The organism is Roseibium marinum (genome assembly GCF_002906165.1).
GTDB lineage: Bacteria > Pseudomonadota > Alphaproteobacteria > Rhizobiales > Stappiaceae > Roseibium > Roseibium marinum.
The window spans coordinates 456,427-469,854 of sequence record NZ_PPCN01000001.1 but is presented as its reverse complement, the minus strand read 5'-3'; the positions used below and the strand labels follow the sequence as shown (position 1 = coordinate 469,854).

14 protein-coding genes are annotated in these 13,428 nt (G+C 61.1%); all 14 read right to left on the bottom strand.

Annotated elements, in window-relative coordinates; translation table 11 throughout:
• Nucleotides 1–180: 180 nt before the first annotated feature.
• Entirely contained in the window at nucleotides 181–1,797 is a 1,617-nt protein-coding gene (gene lnt, locus CLV41_RS02215) for an apolipoprotein N-acyltransferase (protein WP_103220636.1), read from the bottom strand.
• Between the two features lie 67 nt (nucleotides 1,798–1,864).
• Nucleotides 1,865–3,082: a hemolysin family protein gene (locus tag CLV41_RS02210; protein ID WP_103220635.1), complete on the bottom strand. Its 1,218-nt coding sequence runs from the start codon at nucleotides 3,080–3,082 to the stop codon at nucleotides 1,865–1,867.
• A gap of 36 nt (nucleotides 3,083–3,118) precedes the next feature.
• Nucleotides 3,119–3,634, bottom strand: coding sequence for an rRNA maturation RNase YbeY (gene ybeY, locus CLV41_RS02205; RefSeq protein WP_103220634.1), 516 nt, complete (start codon nucleotides 3,632–3,634; stop codon nucleotides 3,119–3,121).
• A gap of 17 nt (nucleotides 3,635–3,651) precedes the next feature.
• Entirely contained in the window at nucleotides 3,652–4,713 is a 1,062-nt protein-coding gene (locus CLV41_RS02200) for a PhoH family protein (protein ID WP_103221481.1), read from the bottom strand.
• A 91-nt stretch (nucleotides 4,714–4,804) separates the two neighbouring features.
• Nucleotides 4,805–6,289, bottom strand: coding sequence for a tRNA (N6-isopentenyl adenosine(37)-C2)-methylthiotransferase MiaB (miaB, locus tag CLV41_RS02195; RefSeq protein WP_103220633.1), 1,485 nt, complete (start codon nucleotides 6,287–6,289; stop codon nucleotides 4,805–4,807).
• Between the two features lie 125 nt (nucleotides 6,290–6,414).
• A complete protein-coding gene (locus CLV41_RS02190) occupies nucleotides 6,415–7,299 on the bottom strand; it encodes a lysophospholipid acyltransferase family protein (protein WP_103220632.1) in 885 nt (294 codons plus the stop codon).
• A complete protein-coding gene (locus CLV41_RS02185) occupies nucleotides 7,292–7,741 on the bottom strand; it encodes a Fur family transcriptional regulator (protein WP_103220631.1) in 450 nt (149 codons plus the stop codon). Before CLV41_RS02185 ends, CLV41_RS02190 begins: the two co-directional genes overlap by 8 nt.
• Before the next feature lie 147 nt (nucleotides 7,742–7,888).
• Nucleotides 7,889–8,377: a ribosomal protein S18-alanine N-acetyltransferase gene (gene rimI, locus CLV41_RS02180; RefSeq protein WP_103220630.1), complete on the bottom strand. Its 489-nt coding sequence runs from the start codon at nucleotides 8,375–8,377 to the stop codon at nucleotides 7,889–7,891.
• The gene (tsaB, locus tag CLV41_RS02175) at nucleotides 8,374–9,051 is read right to left on the bottom strand and encodes a tRNA (adenosine(37)-N6)-threonylcarbamoyltransferase complex dimerization subunit type 1 TsaB (RefSeq protein ID WP_103220629.1); all 678 of its coding nucleotides are present in this window, start codon (nucleotides 9,049–9,051) and stop codon (nucleotides 8,374–8,376) included. Before tsaB ends, rimI begins: the two co-directional genes overlap by 4 nt.
• Before the next feature lie 210 nt (nucleotides 9,052–9,261).
• On the bottom strand, nucleotides 9,262–9,819 hold the full coding sequence (locus CLV41_RS02170; protein WP_103220628.1) for a NifU family protein: 558 nt from the start codon (nucleotides 9,817–9,819) through the stop codon (nucleotides 9,262–9,264).
• A gap of 188 nt (nucleotides 9,820–10,007) precedes the next feature.
• Nucleotides 10,008–10,502 carry a universal stress protein gene (locus CLV41_RS02165; RefSeq protein WP_103220627.1) on the bottom strand — a complete coding sequence of 165 codons (495 nt, stop codon included), beginning with the start codon at nucleotides 10,500–10,502 and terminating at the stop codon, nucleotides 10,008–10,010.
• Nucleotides 10,503–10,571: 69 nt separating this feature from the next.
• A complete protein-coding gene (gene hslU, locus CLV41_RS02160) occupies nucleotides 10,572–11,876 on the bottom strand; it encodes an ATP-dependent protease ATPase subunit HslU (RefSeq protein ID WP_103220626.1) in 1,305 nt (434 codons plus the stop codon).
• A gap of 127 nt (nucleotides 11,877–12,003) precedes the next feature.
• Complete coding sequence (gene hslV, locus CLV41_RS02155) at nucleotides 12,004–12,564, bottom strand: ATP-dependent protease subunit HslV (protein ID WP_103220625.1); 561 nt, start codon at nucleotides 12,562–12,564, stop codon at nucleotides 12,004–12,006.
• A gap of 224 nt (nucleotides 12,565–12,788) precedes the next feature.
• On the bottom strand, nucleotides 12,789–13,370 hold the full coding sequence (locus tag CLV41_RS02150) for an NADPH-dependent FMN reductase (RefSeq protein ID WP_103220624.1): 582 nt from the start codon (nucleotides 13,368–13,370) through the stop codon (nucleotides 12,789–12,791).
• Nucleotides 13,371–13,428 lie beyond the last annotated feature (58 nt).

Genomic DNA, 13,428 nt, shown 5'->3' with positions numbered 1-13,428 from the left:
TTTCTTGTTTTCGCGGCGAATGTCCGCTCGTTGTCGTTAGCACAAGCTCTCCCGGTATCCTCCCACCAGACCCAAGAGACCGAAGTTTGCCCGCAACCCTTCACTTGTACATGAAGCAGCCCTCAATCGGCTATTTCACGGTTGTATCACACTTCCTTCACTCAACTCAAACAAAAAATATCAATTTAAACGCGAGTGCCGGTTGTATCCAAGCACCATCGCAAAAAACACGAGCAATACCGCCACCAGAAGAAAAGTTGCATCGCCAAATTTACCGTAGAAAGTTTTATCAAGGCGTTGCGGCAGCCTGCCGTCGATCACACCCTTTTCGAATACCGAACGAGCCTCAATCACTTCCCCCTTCCCGTCCACGATCGCCGAAATGCCCGTATTCGCTGCCCTGATGAGCGGCAAACCCGTTTCGATCGCCCGCATGCGGGCCTGCGCGAAATGCTGGTAGGGACCCGGAGTGCGTCCGAACCAGGCATCGTTGGTCACGTTCAGGAGAAATGCCGGCGCGCCGGATTTTTCCGGCGGATCGGCCGGGAATATCGCCTCATAGCAAATCAGGGGTAGAAAATCTAAACCGCCGGCAGTGGACATGGCGCGCCGCTGATATCCCGCTTCGAACCCTTCCAGGGGACCGGCCAGGCTGGAAATTCCAAGCCTGTCGAGCAGGGAGCGAAAGGGCACATATTCTCCGAACGGCACCAGGCGGACCTTGTCGTATATGCCGCGAACGGTGCCATCGCCGCCGATCAGATAGACGCTGTTGAAGTAAAGGGCGCCATCGCCTCCGGCTTCGGCGCGAATGGCTCCGGTCACCAGTTCGCTCCCTTCACCAAGAGCGCTTGCCACCCGGTACAAGGCGCCCGGCTCCTGTGTCAGCAGAAAAGGCACGGCCGATTCCGGCCAGACCACAAGCCTCGGCATGCCGACACGGGCACTGCCGCCAAGAGGCGTCTCGGTCATGTCCAGGTAAGTCTGGAAAATCTTGTCCCTGAACTCCGGCCGCCACTTGTCCTTCTGGCCGATCGACGGCTGAATGATGCGGATATCCAGCGCCGCATCCCGCATCTCCACCGTGGCGATACGGACAGAGCCGTAAACCGCGACAAGGGCCAGCGCGGCGATTGCGGCGCCCAGCGCGGCGAGCCGTTGCCGCAAGGGTCTTGCATCGGCGAGGACGGCCGGGGCAGCGGCAAGCGCGATCGTCAGGAAGGTCAGGCCGTAAATGCCGACAAGGCTCGCGGTCTGCGATAGTGTGAGCGACCCGGAAACCCCGTAGCCGAAGGCATTCCAGGGAAAGCCCGTCAGCACATGGCCGCGCAGCCAGTCCGAAAGGGACAGGCAGGCGGCCAGAAGCGCAATCCGGTAGAACCGATCCGTCCACAAGAAGGCCGCAAGCGCAACACCGAGCCCGGTGAACAGCGCCAGGCCGGCAGGCATTGCCAGAACCGCGAAGGGCATCAGCCAGGCGAAGCGCTCCGCCTCGACGAGAAAGGCCGCGCCTATCCACCAGAGCCCGGACAGGAAGTAGCCGAAGCCGAACAGCCAGCCGAGGGCGAAACCGGTGCGCAGCCGTTTTCGCGCCTTTCCCGGCCCCGGCTCAACAGCGCCGTCCAGCATCCAGACAAGGCAGGGAAAGGTTATCGCCAGAACCGGTATCAGCCCGTAAGGCGGCAGCGCAAACGCCGTCGCCGCTCCGCACAGCAGACACAATACGCGGCGCTGCCAGCCCCAGGCCAGAAGGAAGAAATTCGGCAGAACGGTCAGGCGTTGAGACAACCAGTGCATTTGGGACTGCTCTCCTGTTTCAGAGGTCAGGAGATTTGTCGTCTCGCCGCAAGGCGGTCAAGGCATATTATGAAAGTTTGCCGGTCGGCCCGTGTCCCTCGGAAACGGCCGACCCGTCCGGGTCGGCGTCCTTGTCGCGACCGGTTTCGCTCAAAGGCCCGTCGGCGCGTTTCGGGCGGCGGCGCAATTCCTGCTGACGGGGCTCCGCGCGGCGGCGGCGGATCTTCAGCCGCTTGATGCGCCGCGGATCCGCATCCATGATCTCGAATTCGAAGCCCGGCATCTCGTCGGGCACGAACAGCAGCTCGCCTCGAACCGGAACCCGGCCAACGGAGACATAGAGCAGGCCGCCCAGGGTATCGACATCCTCGGAGATTTCGCCGTTCGTCAGATCGGTGCCGAGCGCCTCGTCCAGATCCTCCAGGGTCAGGCGCGGATCGGCGATCCATATGCCTTCTCCTTCCGGGGTCAGCATGGCCTCCTCAGCCTCGTCATGTTCGTCCTCGATGTCGCCGACGACCTCTTCGACCAGATCTTCCAGCGACACGAGACCGTCCGTACCGCCATATTCGTCTATGACCAGCGCCATCTGGATCCGGTCGGCCTGCATTTTCGCCATCAGATCGGTAGCGGGCATGGAGGGGGGCGCGAACAGCAGATCCCTCAGAAGTTCGGTTTCCTTCAAGGTGACCGACAGATCCACGCCGGACAGATCAAGGTCCGGCCTGTTGTGGCCATTGCGCGCCGAACCATTGGGAAGAGGGGTTTCCCCGTCGGGCGCATCGGTATTTTTGTCCACAGCAGTTGCAGGCCTGGCAGTTGCGGCACGTTCGGCGATAAAGGCCATCAGGTCCTTGATGTGCACCATGCCGCGAGGATCGTCGAGCGTATCCTCGTAGACCGGCATGCGGGAATGGCCGCTCTTCTGGAACAGTTCCATCACCCTGCTCAAACTGGTGCCCACATCGACCGCCTCGATATCGGCGCGCGGGATCATGACATCGTCGACACGCAGTTCCCGAAGGCGCAGAATATTGCCGAGCAGCATGCGTTCTTCCGGAGAGAACGACGCATTGTCGCTGCCTTCCCGCGCCAGCTCGTCTTCAAGATTTTCGCGCAGCGACGATGACTGGCGCCCCAAGCGCAGCACGCGTTTGAGATTTCCGAGCAAGGCCGCAGATCGCTGCGGCCTGGTCTGTTGCGGGTCTTCCCCGTCCTGAGATTGTCCTGGCGTGGCGGCCTTCGGCTCGCCCGCCGGACTTTGCGGTTCAACTGCGTTCATCATCCATCAATACAAAAACAACATGTTTCATGATGCCACTTAATCGCCGTCCGCCACAAGGGGCCTGTCCGCGTAAGGGTCATCGATGCCCAGAGACGCCAGTATGGCTTTCTCGAGGCGCTCCATCAGCTCTGCTTCCTCATCATCCTGATGATCATAGTCGAAAAGGTGAAGTAAACCATGAACAATCAGATGGGAAAGGTGGTCGCCGAATTCAATTCCCAATTCCCCCGCTTCCCGAGAAACGGTCTCGTATCCAAATACGATATCCCCCAGCAGCGGTCCGTAGACATCACCGTCCGGATTGCCGCCGGGAAAAGACAGGACGTTCGTCGGCCTGTCCTTGTCCCGCCACTTGGCGTTCAACCGCCGGATCCCGGCATCGTCGGTGAAGAGAAGCGAGACTTCCGTGTTTTCAACCACCTGCAGACGGGTTTCGACGAAAGCCGCCGAAATCGCCCGGCTTGCCAGCCGCGACAATTCGATTTCTTCGGGCCATTCCCCCGCCTCTAACGCGAGATCAATCAGAAATCCATCGGGCAACTGGCCGGGCATCACGGTTCCAAGGCCCTTCAGGTCGCCGCGGTTTCACGGGCGCGAGGAGTTGCTTCCTCCAGGGGCGCGCCGCGCCGGCGTTCGGAATAGCGCTTTTCGCGGGCCTCCGATTCCTCACGGGAGGCATTGTCGTAGGCGGTGACGATCCGGCCGACCAGCTCGTGACGGACGACATCGGTTTCATTGAAGCGGATATGGGAGACTTCCCGAATGTCCGTCAAAAGCCCCAGAGCCTCCCGCAAGCCGGATTTCTGCCCGGGAGGAAGATCGATCTGACTGGGATCACCGGTCACGATCATCTTGGAGCCTTCACCAAGGCGCGTCAGGAACATCTTCATCTGCATGGAGGTTGTGTTCTGGGCTTCATCGAGCAGCACAACCGCGTTCGACAGGGTGCGGCCGCGCATGAAGGCGAGCGGGGCGACCTCGATCATCCCGGACTGCAGACCGCGGTCCACCTTTTCCGCCGGCATCATTTCATAGAGCGCGTCGTAGATCGGACGCAGGTAGGGATCGACCTTGTCCTTCATTTCACCCGGCAGGAAGCCGAGCCGTTCGCCGGCTTCAACAGCCGGACGCGACAGAATCAGGCGGGCGACATCGCCGCGCTCCAGAAGCGCGGCGGCATAGGCGACGGCCAGGAATGTCTTGCCTGTGCCCGCCGGGCCTGTGCCGAAGATCAGGTCGGCCCGGTCCATGGCGCGGATATAGGCGTCCTGCGTCGGCGTCCGCGCGACGATGGTCTTGCGGCGGGTGGCGATCTGGGCGAAGGCCAGCCGGGACTTGGGCTCCAGTGTCGGCAGGGGCAATTGCGCTTCCGTGGCAGCGGCCATGCGCAGGGCGCCATCCACATCGCCCGGATGGATCTCCTGCCCCTGCAGCAGCCGCTGGTACATGGATTCCAGCGCCGTGCGCGCCTGCGCGCAGCCGGCCTGGGAGCCCTTCAGGGTGACCTGGTTGCCACGCGCGATCGCGTCTATGCCCAGCCGCTGCTCGATCAGGGCCAGGTTCTGATCGAATTGACCGAAGAGATCTCCAATCAGCCGGTTGTCTTCAAAAGCAAGGACGATGTGGGTCATATCGGAGGCCGAAGCGGCGGCGGAAGAAGACGGGTCCGAAGACTTGCGGGGAGAGGATTGGCTGTCACGCGTCAAACGACGTCTCCTGTAGTCATCCGGCCTGAGCCGCCGGAGCCGGGATGGCCCCGGTAAAGTCAGTTTCATCTTGCCCGTCTATCAGGCGTCCGAACAGCGAATTAGATCCTGTCCCCACGATTTCCACCGCTTGTATGCCGCCGATCAGATTCTCCGGAGCGTCCAGTTGCACCGGCTGCAGCCACGGTGACTTGCCGACGAGCTGACCTGGATTGCGGCCCACCTTTTCCAGAAGCACGTCGCAGGTCATGCCGAGCCGGGACGTGTTGAAAGCCTTCTGCTGTTCGCTCACCAGATCCTGCAAGGCGGCCAGACGTGTGGATTTTACATCTTCCGGCACCTGATCGTCCATGGCCGCTCCCGGCGTGCCGGGCCGCGGGCTGTATTTGAACGAAAAGGCCGAGCCGTAACCGACCCGGCGGATCAGATCCATCGTATCCTCGAAATCCCGGTCCGTTTCCCCCGGGAAGCCGATGATGAAGTCGCCGGAAAGCGCGATGCCGGGCGCCGCGTCGCGAATCCGGTCGATCAGACGGAAATACTCATCGCGTGTATGCCGGCGGTTCATGGCCTTGAGGATCGCGTCGGATCCGGACTGCACCGGCAGATGCAGATAGGGCATCAGGGTTTTCAGGTCCCGGTGCGCGTCAATGAGATCGTCGTCCATATCGCGCGGATGGCTGGTCGTGTAGCGCAGCCGGTCCAGACCGTCGATTTCGGAGAGCCGGCGCAGCAGGCGGCCAAGTCCCCATGTCGCGCCATCCGGCGAAACGCCGTGGTAGGCGTTGACATTCTGGCCGAGCAGCGTGACCTCCCGAACACCGGAGGCGGCCATGCGCTCCGCCTCGCTTACGATCTGCGCCACGGAGCGGGACACTTCCGCGCCGCGGGTATAGGGCACGACACAGAAGGTACAGAACTTGTCGCAGCCTTCCTGCACGGTCAGAAAAGCGGAAGGCGGGCGCTTTTTCAAAGGTGTTTGGGCGCGCGCGGACAAGTGATCGAATTTCGCATCGATGTCGAATTCGGTTTCGACAACCTTCTTGCCCTGGCGGACCTTGTCCAGAAGCGCGGGAAGCTGGTGGTAGCTCTGGGGACCGACGACCAGATCGACAATCGGCGCACGCCTGGAAATCTCCTCACCTTCCGCCTGGGCCACGCAGCCGGCGACGCCGACCATCATCTCCCTGCCGGATTTCGCGCGCGCTTCCTTCACCTTGCGGATGCGGCCGAGCTCGGAATAGACCTTCTCGGCGGCCTTCTCACGGATGTGGCAGGTGTTGAGAATGACCAGATCCGCGTCTTCCATGTTTTCCGTCGCCTGGAAACCTTCCGGCGCCAGCACATCGGTCATGCGTTCGCTGTCATAAACATTCATCTGGCAGCCATAGGTGCGCACGAATACCTTGCGCGTGTTTCCTGTCACTGCTGCTGTCTTCTCTGCGGTCAGGGAAACGGCGGATGCGGTCGTTTCCTGGTCTGCTTCCGGGCGGCTTGTCATTCGCTCCTCATGGCCTGCGTCACGCGGCCGGCATGTCGTGAGTGTAAGCGCCGTCGGGCGGGATCCTGATATCCTTCGCGCCCATTCTTTCCGCTCAAGCATGGCTGCAGCGGCACTCGCTAAATTCAGGCGCCAGCTTTACCGGTTTTTTCCGCGTTTGAGAAGAACTCGAACGGCCCGATTTCGCCCGAATCGCCGCTTTCGCCGGAATCTTCGCTTTCAATCGGCTTTTGCAGCAGGGAAGCGACTGTCATAGCCCGCACTTCACCCTCCAGCCGGCGCGTAAGCGCCTTCCTGTCGGTGCCGCTGTCGACCAGGACCGGCTCGCCCCAGCGCACGATCACATCGAGCGCTCCACGGGAGAAGATACCCCACAGGTGACCGGCAAGTTCCATATCGCCATACCAGGCGACATGCGGCCGGTGCGCCCTGCCCATCGGCAGACCGTAAAAGCCCTGATAGGCCACCGACAGGGGCTGAACCCAGACCTTCTCGCCGCCACCGTTGCCGACCGCGCGCGTCGCCGCGCCGAAGAGAGCCGAGCGGAAGGGCAGAACGCCGTTGCCGTCATTGGATGTGCCTTCGGCGAACAGCACCATGGCGTCGCCCGCCGACATGCGGCCGGCAATCGTATCGGTCACCTCGGCCGTCCGCGCCCGTCTTGTCCGGTCGACGAACACTGTGCGCTGAAGTTTTGCGAACAGTCCGAACACCGGCCAGCCGGAGACCTCGGATTTGGCGATGAAGGACAAAGGCATGAGCGAGCCGATGACCGTGATATCGACCCAGGAGGCATGATTGGAGGTAATCAGCAGCGGCCTGTCGGGCCACGGGCGGCCAATCTGGCGGATACGGATACCGACCAGCCGCGTGGCGATCAGATGCCAGATCTGCGGCAGTTTCCTGCGCACCGGAAGCTGCAGCCGGATCGCGATCCATTGCAGCGGAATGAGGATCAACGAGACGATCGTCAGAAGAAAAATTATCAGAGCGGCCTTGAATTCAGCCATCGTCCTTTTCGTCCTTCGAAGGATCGAGGGGAACGCCATAGAGTTCCAGCCGGTGGTCGACCAGCTTGTATCCAAGCTTCCTGGCAATGAATTCCTGCAGGGCTTCGATGTCCTCGTTGCGGAATTCAATAACCTGACCGCTGCGCAGGTCGATCAGATGATCGTGGTGTTCGTCCGGAACGGTTTCATAGCGCGAGCGGCCGTCTCTGAAATCGTGCCGCTCGATCATCCCGGCATCCTCGAACAGTTTCACCGTCCGGTATACCGTCGAAATGGAGATCCTGGAATCGATCGACACGGAACGGCGGTAAAGCTCCTCCACATCCGGGTGCTCGTCCGAGGCTTCCTCAATGACCGTGGCAATGACACGCCGCTGTTCGGTCATGCGCATGCCCTTTGCGATACACATATCCGCTAGCGTTAGTTGCTCTTCGTCCGCCATTGAGATGCCGCCCGCTGGTATTCTTTAGTTCGCCAGAGCATCGTGCATTCATCTGAACGCACACAAGATGCTCAAACACTTTCGATCGATCCGCTTTCAGACCTTCAATCGATCCCGATCGGAAGTCCGTTGATCCAGCTACAGCGCTTATCGAAGATCGATGCGCATGACAAGCGCTGTACCGTCCCCGCCGCTCTCGCTGTAATACCCCTTGCGCTGTCCGACCTCCTTGAAGCCAAGCGACCGGTAAAGCAGCAATGCGCCGTCATTGGCCGCATCGACTTCAAGAAAGAGATGCTCGCAACGTTCCGCGTAAAGACGAAAAAGCCCCGCTTCCATCAGCTTTTTGCCGATCCCCCGGCCGCGCTGGCGGGCATTCACGGCAATCGTGATGACTTCCGCCTCGTCGGCGACCGTTCTGAGGATCAGGAAACCGAGCGGCGCGCGTGTCCCGTAAGGGCTGGCCCGGCGGGCGACCAGGAAGGTGACGCCGTCCTGGGCTTTCATCCGCCCGAGTTCGTCCACATTCCAGTTGTGTGCGAAGCAGGCTGCGTGAATTTCGGCTATCTTCGGCAGATCCTCGTCCAGCGCCTCTTCCACGACAGGCGGCTGGGTCCAGAACCACCAAAAACTCATTGCCGTTCAATCCTTCCCTTGGTCTGCGGCGTTGCGTCGGGTGGCCGCAGATAAAGCGGCGAAGGCGATGATTTCGCCGGAACCGCGGCGAGCCCCAGCTCGGCTACATCCCGAATACACGGAAAACCGCTGCGAGACAAAATCCGTTCCGCCGGTATGGCGAGCGTCTCCGCGACGCTGCCGGCCGCGGATCCGGCCAATCTTATTCCCTCCGGCAATGTCGCCGCAAGATCCTTCAAGCTGCGGACCCCGGCCTCGCCGGCAGGGGTTCCCGAAGACGTGAATTCCTGGCAGTAAACCTCGTCAGCCTTGCCTGTCAGCGCGACAAGCACCGACGCTCCCCCATCATGGGGTGCGGCTTCCCGGGCAATGGCGGCGAGCGTGGTGACGCCGACAACCGGCTTGCCGAGGACAAGTCCGAACCCGCGGGCTACGGCAAGGCCGACACGCAGTCCGGTGAAACTTCCCGGCCCGACCGTGACGACGATCCGGTCCAGATCGAGGAAGGCGGTTGAGGTTTCGGCCATCACTTCGCCGATCATGTCCATCAGCCGTTCCGCATGGCCGCGGCCGATTTCCTCGCCGCAGGCCTCGAAACACGCCGTTCCGGCGCCGTTGTCGAGAACAGCGGCGGCGCAATTGGCAAGTGCGGTATCGATGGCCAGGACACGCATTTCAGGTCAATCGTTGTTCGTTCGGATCGCGGGCGGCACATGCCGCCGCCGGAACCCCTCTCCATGCCACTACCCCGAGGGGCTTGCGGAGTCGAGCCGCGCTTTGGACCTAAGTCCAAAGGGGGGCTTGCCTTCCACAGAGATCGGGCGTCCAAAATAAAAAAGGCCCGGCACACCGGCCGGACCTTTGAAATCAAAAAGAAATTCCGCTCAGATCGGGCGAACTTCCTCAACCTCCGGCACGAAATGCCGCAAAAGGTTCTGAATTCCGTGCTGCAGCGTCGCGGTGGACGAAGGGCAACCGGCACAGGCACCGCGCATCGACAGATAGACAATGCCTTCCTTGAAGCCCTTGAAGGTGATGTCGCCGCCATCCTGGGCAACGGCCGGGCGAACCCGCGTCTCCAGAAGTTCCTTGATGGTGTTGACGGTCTCCGAATCGCTTTCCTCGAAGAATTCGCCTTCCTCGGTATCCTCGCCCTCACCCGAGGACATGACCGGCTGGCCGGACATGAACTGCTCCATGATGACACCGAGGATCGCCGGCTTCATATGCTGCCAGTCGGTATCGTCCTTGGTCACCGTCACGAAGTCGTGACCGAAGAACACAGCAAGAACTCCGGGGACATCGAACAGTTTCTGAGCCAGGGGCGACACGCCGGCATCCGCCCGCGTGCGGAAGTCGTAGGTGCCTTCCGGCAAGACCACTTTGCCCGGCAGAAACTTCAGGGTCGCCGGATTCGGAGTTGCTTCTGTTTGAATGAACATCTTGTGTTGTCCTCGCGCTGGTTCAACGCGTCCAGTTGCCGTCGTGCCTTGCGTCTCTCCATCGCAAAACACCGATGAATGCTTCTAACGCATCTTCGATCAGTTTGGAACAATTAAAAACTAGATAGGGAGAAATCCCGTCCGGTCAAGCTTTCCAGCGGATTTCTTTCCTCAATTCCGCCCCCGGGTCATGCCAGGGCCGAGATGGAATCGTCATCCAGGTTGCCCGGCACGATCGTCACCGGAATCGGAAAGGGACTTCCCGATTTTCCGGCAATGGACGAGACAAGAGGTCCCGGCCCTTCCGATCCCGTGCCTGCCGCCAGGACCAGGATTGCGATATCGGCATCCGATTCGATCAATTCCAGGATCTCTTCCCCGATGCTGCCTTCGCGCACGACGGTTTCCGGCTCCGTCCGGGCGACGGAGCGCACCCGCTCGGCGGCTTTGGCAAGTGTCGATTCGGCTTCTTCCTGCGCTTCCGCCCGCATGATGTCCTCGACCCCCAACCAGTGCTGGAAGTCCCCAGGCGCGATGATATAGACCAGCGTCACGACGCCACCGGTGCGGGCCGCCCGCTTGGCGGCGTAAACGATCGCCCGGTCGCATTCGGGCGTATCGTCGATCACCACCAGAAATTTCCGGCGGTGGCCTTCCTCATTGCTTTTTCGAATAGCTACCATTGGCGCATGCTGCCACCAGCGCGAGCGCATCGCAAGCGGTCAAATGACCGCTGGCGACGCGCCTGCCCGTTAAAGAATGAACCTCGAAAGATCGATGTTCTTGGCGAGGTCGCCAATATTGTCACGGACGAATTCACCGGTGATCTCTATGGCTTCCCCAGGACGGTCCGGGGCGGTGAAGGAAATTTCGTCCAGGATCCGCTCCATCACCGTCTGCAGACGGCGGGCGCCGATATTCTCAACCGACGCATTCAAATCAACCGCAACCGAGGCAATCTCCTCGATCGCATCCTCGTCGAAGGAGAGCGTGACCTTCTCGGTTTCCAGCAACGCCACATACTGCTTTATCAGGCTGGCTTCCGGTTCCGTCAGGATGGCCCGGAAATCCTCCTTCGTCAGCGCGCGCAGCTCCACCCGGATCGGCAGACGTCCCTGCAGTTCCGGCAGGAGATCGGACGGCTTGGCGACATGGAACGCGCCGGAGGCAATGAACAGGATATGGTCGGTCTTCACCGGTCCGTGCTTGGTGGAGACAACCGTTCCCTCGATCAGCGGCAGCAGATCGCGCTGCACGCCCTCGCGGGAGACATCGCCCCCCGCCCGGCCTTCGCGCGCGCAGATCTTGTCGATCTCGTCCAGGAACACGATGCCGGAATTCTCGACCAGGGAAATCGCCTCCGCGACGACCTTGTCCTCGTCGAGGAGCTTGTCGGATTCCTCGTTGATCAGCAGTTCGTAGGACTCGCTCACGCTGGTCCGCTTGGTCTTGGTCTGTCCGCCAAAGGCCTTTCCGAGCAGATCGGACACATTCATGACGCCGACGCTCGCACCGGGCATGCCCGGCATTTCGAAGCTCGGCATCTGCGCCTGGGCACGGACCTCGACCTCGATTTCCTTGTCGTCCATCTCGCCGCCGCGCAGTTTCGCGCGAAAACTGTCGCGAGTCGCCGGACTGGCATTCTTGCCGACAAGGGCGTCGAGAACCCGTTCCTCGGCGAGGATATGCGCCTTCGCCTTAACCGCCTCGCGCTTCTGATCGCGTATCAGCGTGATGCCGGTTTCCACCAGATCCCGGACGATCTGTTCGACGTCGCGGCCGACATAACCCACTTCGGTGAATTTCGTCGCTTCCACCTTGGTGAAAGGGGCATTGGCCAGTTTTGCCAGACGGCGGGAAATTTCGGTCTTGCCGACGCCGGTCGGCCCGATCATCAGGATGTTCTTCGGCAGAACCTCCTCACGCATCTGGCCCTGAAGCTGCTGCCGCCGCCAGCGGTTGCGCAAGGCAATCGCGACAGCGCGCTTGGCGTCCTTCTGGCCAACAATGTAGCGGTCGAGTTCTGAAACAATCTCACGCGGAGAAAAATCGCTCATTTTCTAAGACACGCCTTCCGTGTTTACGAGTTCCATTAGCAGGCTGTCGCCCGTGTGGCCGCGTCATCCGGTCCGTGAGTCTCGGAAGATCTTCACGCGTGACCGGAGGGAACGAGACCCTCACCGTCTACTCGGCCGTGTCCAGCGCTTCGACGGTGACGCTGTCATTGGTGTAGACGCAGATTTCCGCTGCCACGGCCATGGCCTTGCGGGCAATGGTTTCCGCGTCATGGTCCGAATCGGCCAGCGCACGACCGGCCGCGAGCGCATAATTGCCGCCGGAGCCGATGCCCATCATGCCGCCTTCCGGCTCCAGGACATCGCCCGTACCCGTGAGCACCAGCGACACGTTCTTGTCGGCCACCAGCATCATCGCTTCCAGGCGGCGCAGATAGCGGTCGGTCCGCCAGTCCTTGGCAAGTTCGACGCAGGCGCGCATGAGCTGGCCCGGATATTGTTCCAGCTTGGCTTCAAGGCGTTCAAACAGCGTGAAGGCATCGGCGGTGGCGCCGGCAAATCCGGCAATCACCTCGCCTTTGGCAAGCGGCCGAACCTTGCGGGCGGAATGCTTGATCACCGTCTGGCCGAGAGAGACCTGGCCGTCTCCGGCAATCACGACCTTGCCGCCCTTGCGCACCATCATGATCGTCGTACCGTGCCATACGGCCGGTTCGCGCGTTTCGCTCATTCAATCCTCTTGAGTCATTTGTCGCTGCAGCCCTATGTAGGCGGCAATCGCGGCTTTTCCAAGCAATCAATGGACCTTCAACGGACCTTCAACGAGGATGGCTTCGCCGCCACGCCTTCAGCATGGCCATTCCTGGATCGGTGCGACATCCCGTCCCCGGAAAACGGCAAGGCGTCCGCGAATGCTTCGCGGCACTCTTGCCGGAGGTTTCGATCCCCGCAATTTCAACCATTTTTGTGCGGATAGGACCTTGAGACCCGCAGAAGTTCCTCCACCAGCTTGTCGAGCTGGCCATCCGACCGCTCATCAATCAGGTCACCGGTCTCGTCGAAGGCGCTCGCGGCCCTTGCAACCGGGATCATCTGCGGAAGGACCATGGCGCCAAGGCCAACCTCCAGTATCGTCCTTGTGCCGATCAGCCCGCGCATGCCGCCAAAGACGCCGGGAGAGGCCGAGCCCAGCGCGAAGACCTTGTTCGTGAAGGCCCCGCCCGTTTCCTTCACCCGGCTGATCCAGTCGAGCATGTTTTTCAGGAGCGGAGTGATACCGGCATTATATTCCGGGCATGCCAGGAATACGCCATCCTGCCCCTCCAGCAGGCGCTTGAGTTTTCTGGCATTCTCCGGAACGCCGCCCGTGGTTTCCAGATCGCCGTCATAGATCGGCAGCGGATAATCCTTCAACGAAAGCAGGGTGACCTCGGCGTCGAGAATGGCCAGCCTCTTTGCCGCCAGAGCGGCAAGCTTGCCATTCAGGGAACCGCTCCGTGTGGAGCCGGAACAGACGAGTATTCTGGGATGTCGCATGGAAAGCCTCCAATCCGGAGTTCAAAACAGGGTTCGGATAGCACTGTAAAGGTCCGGC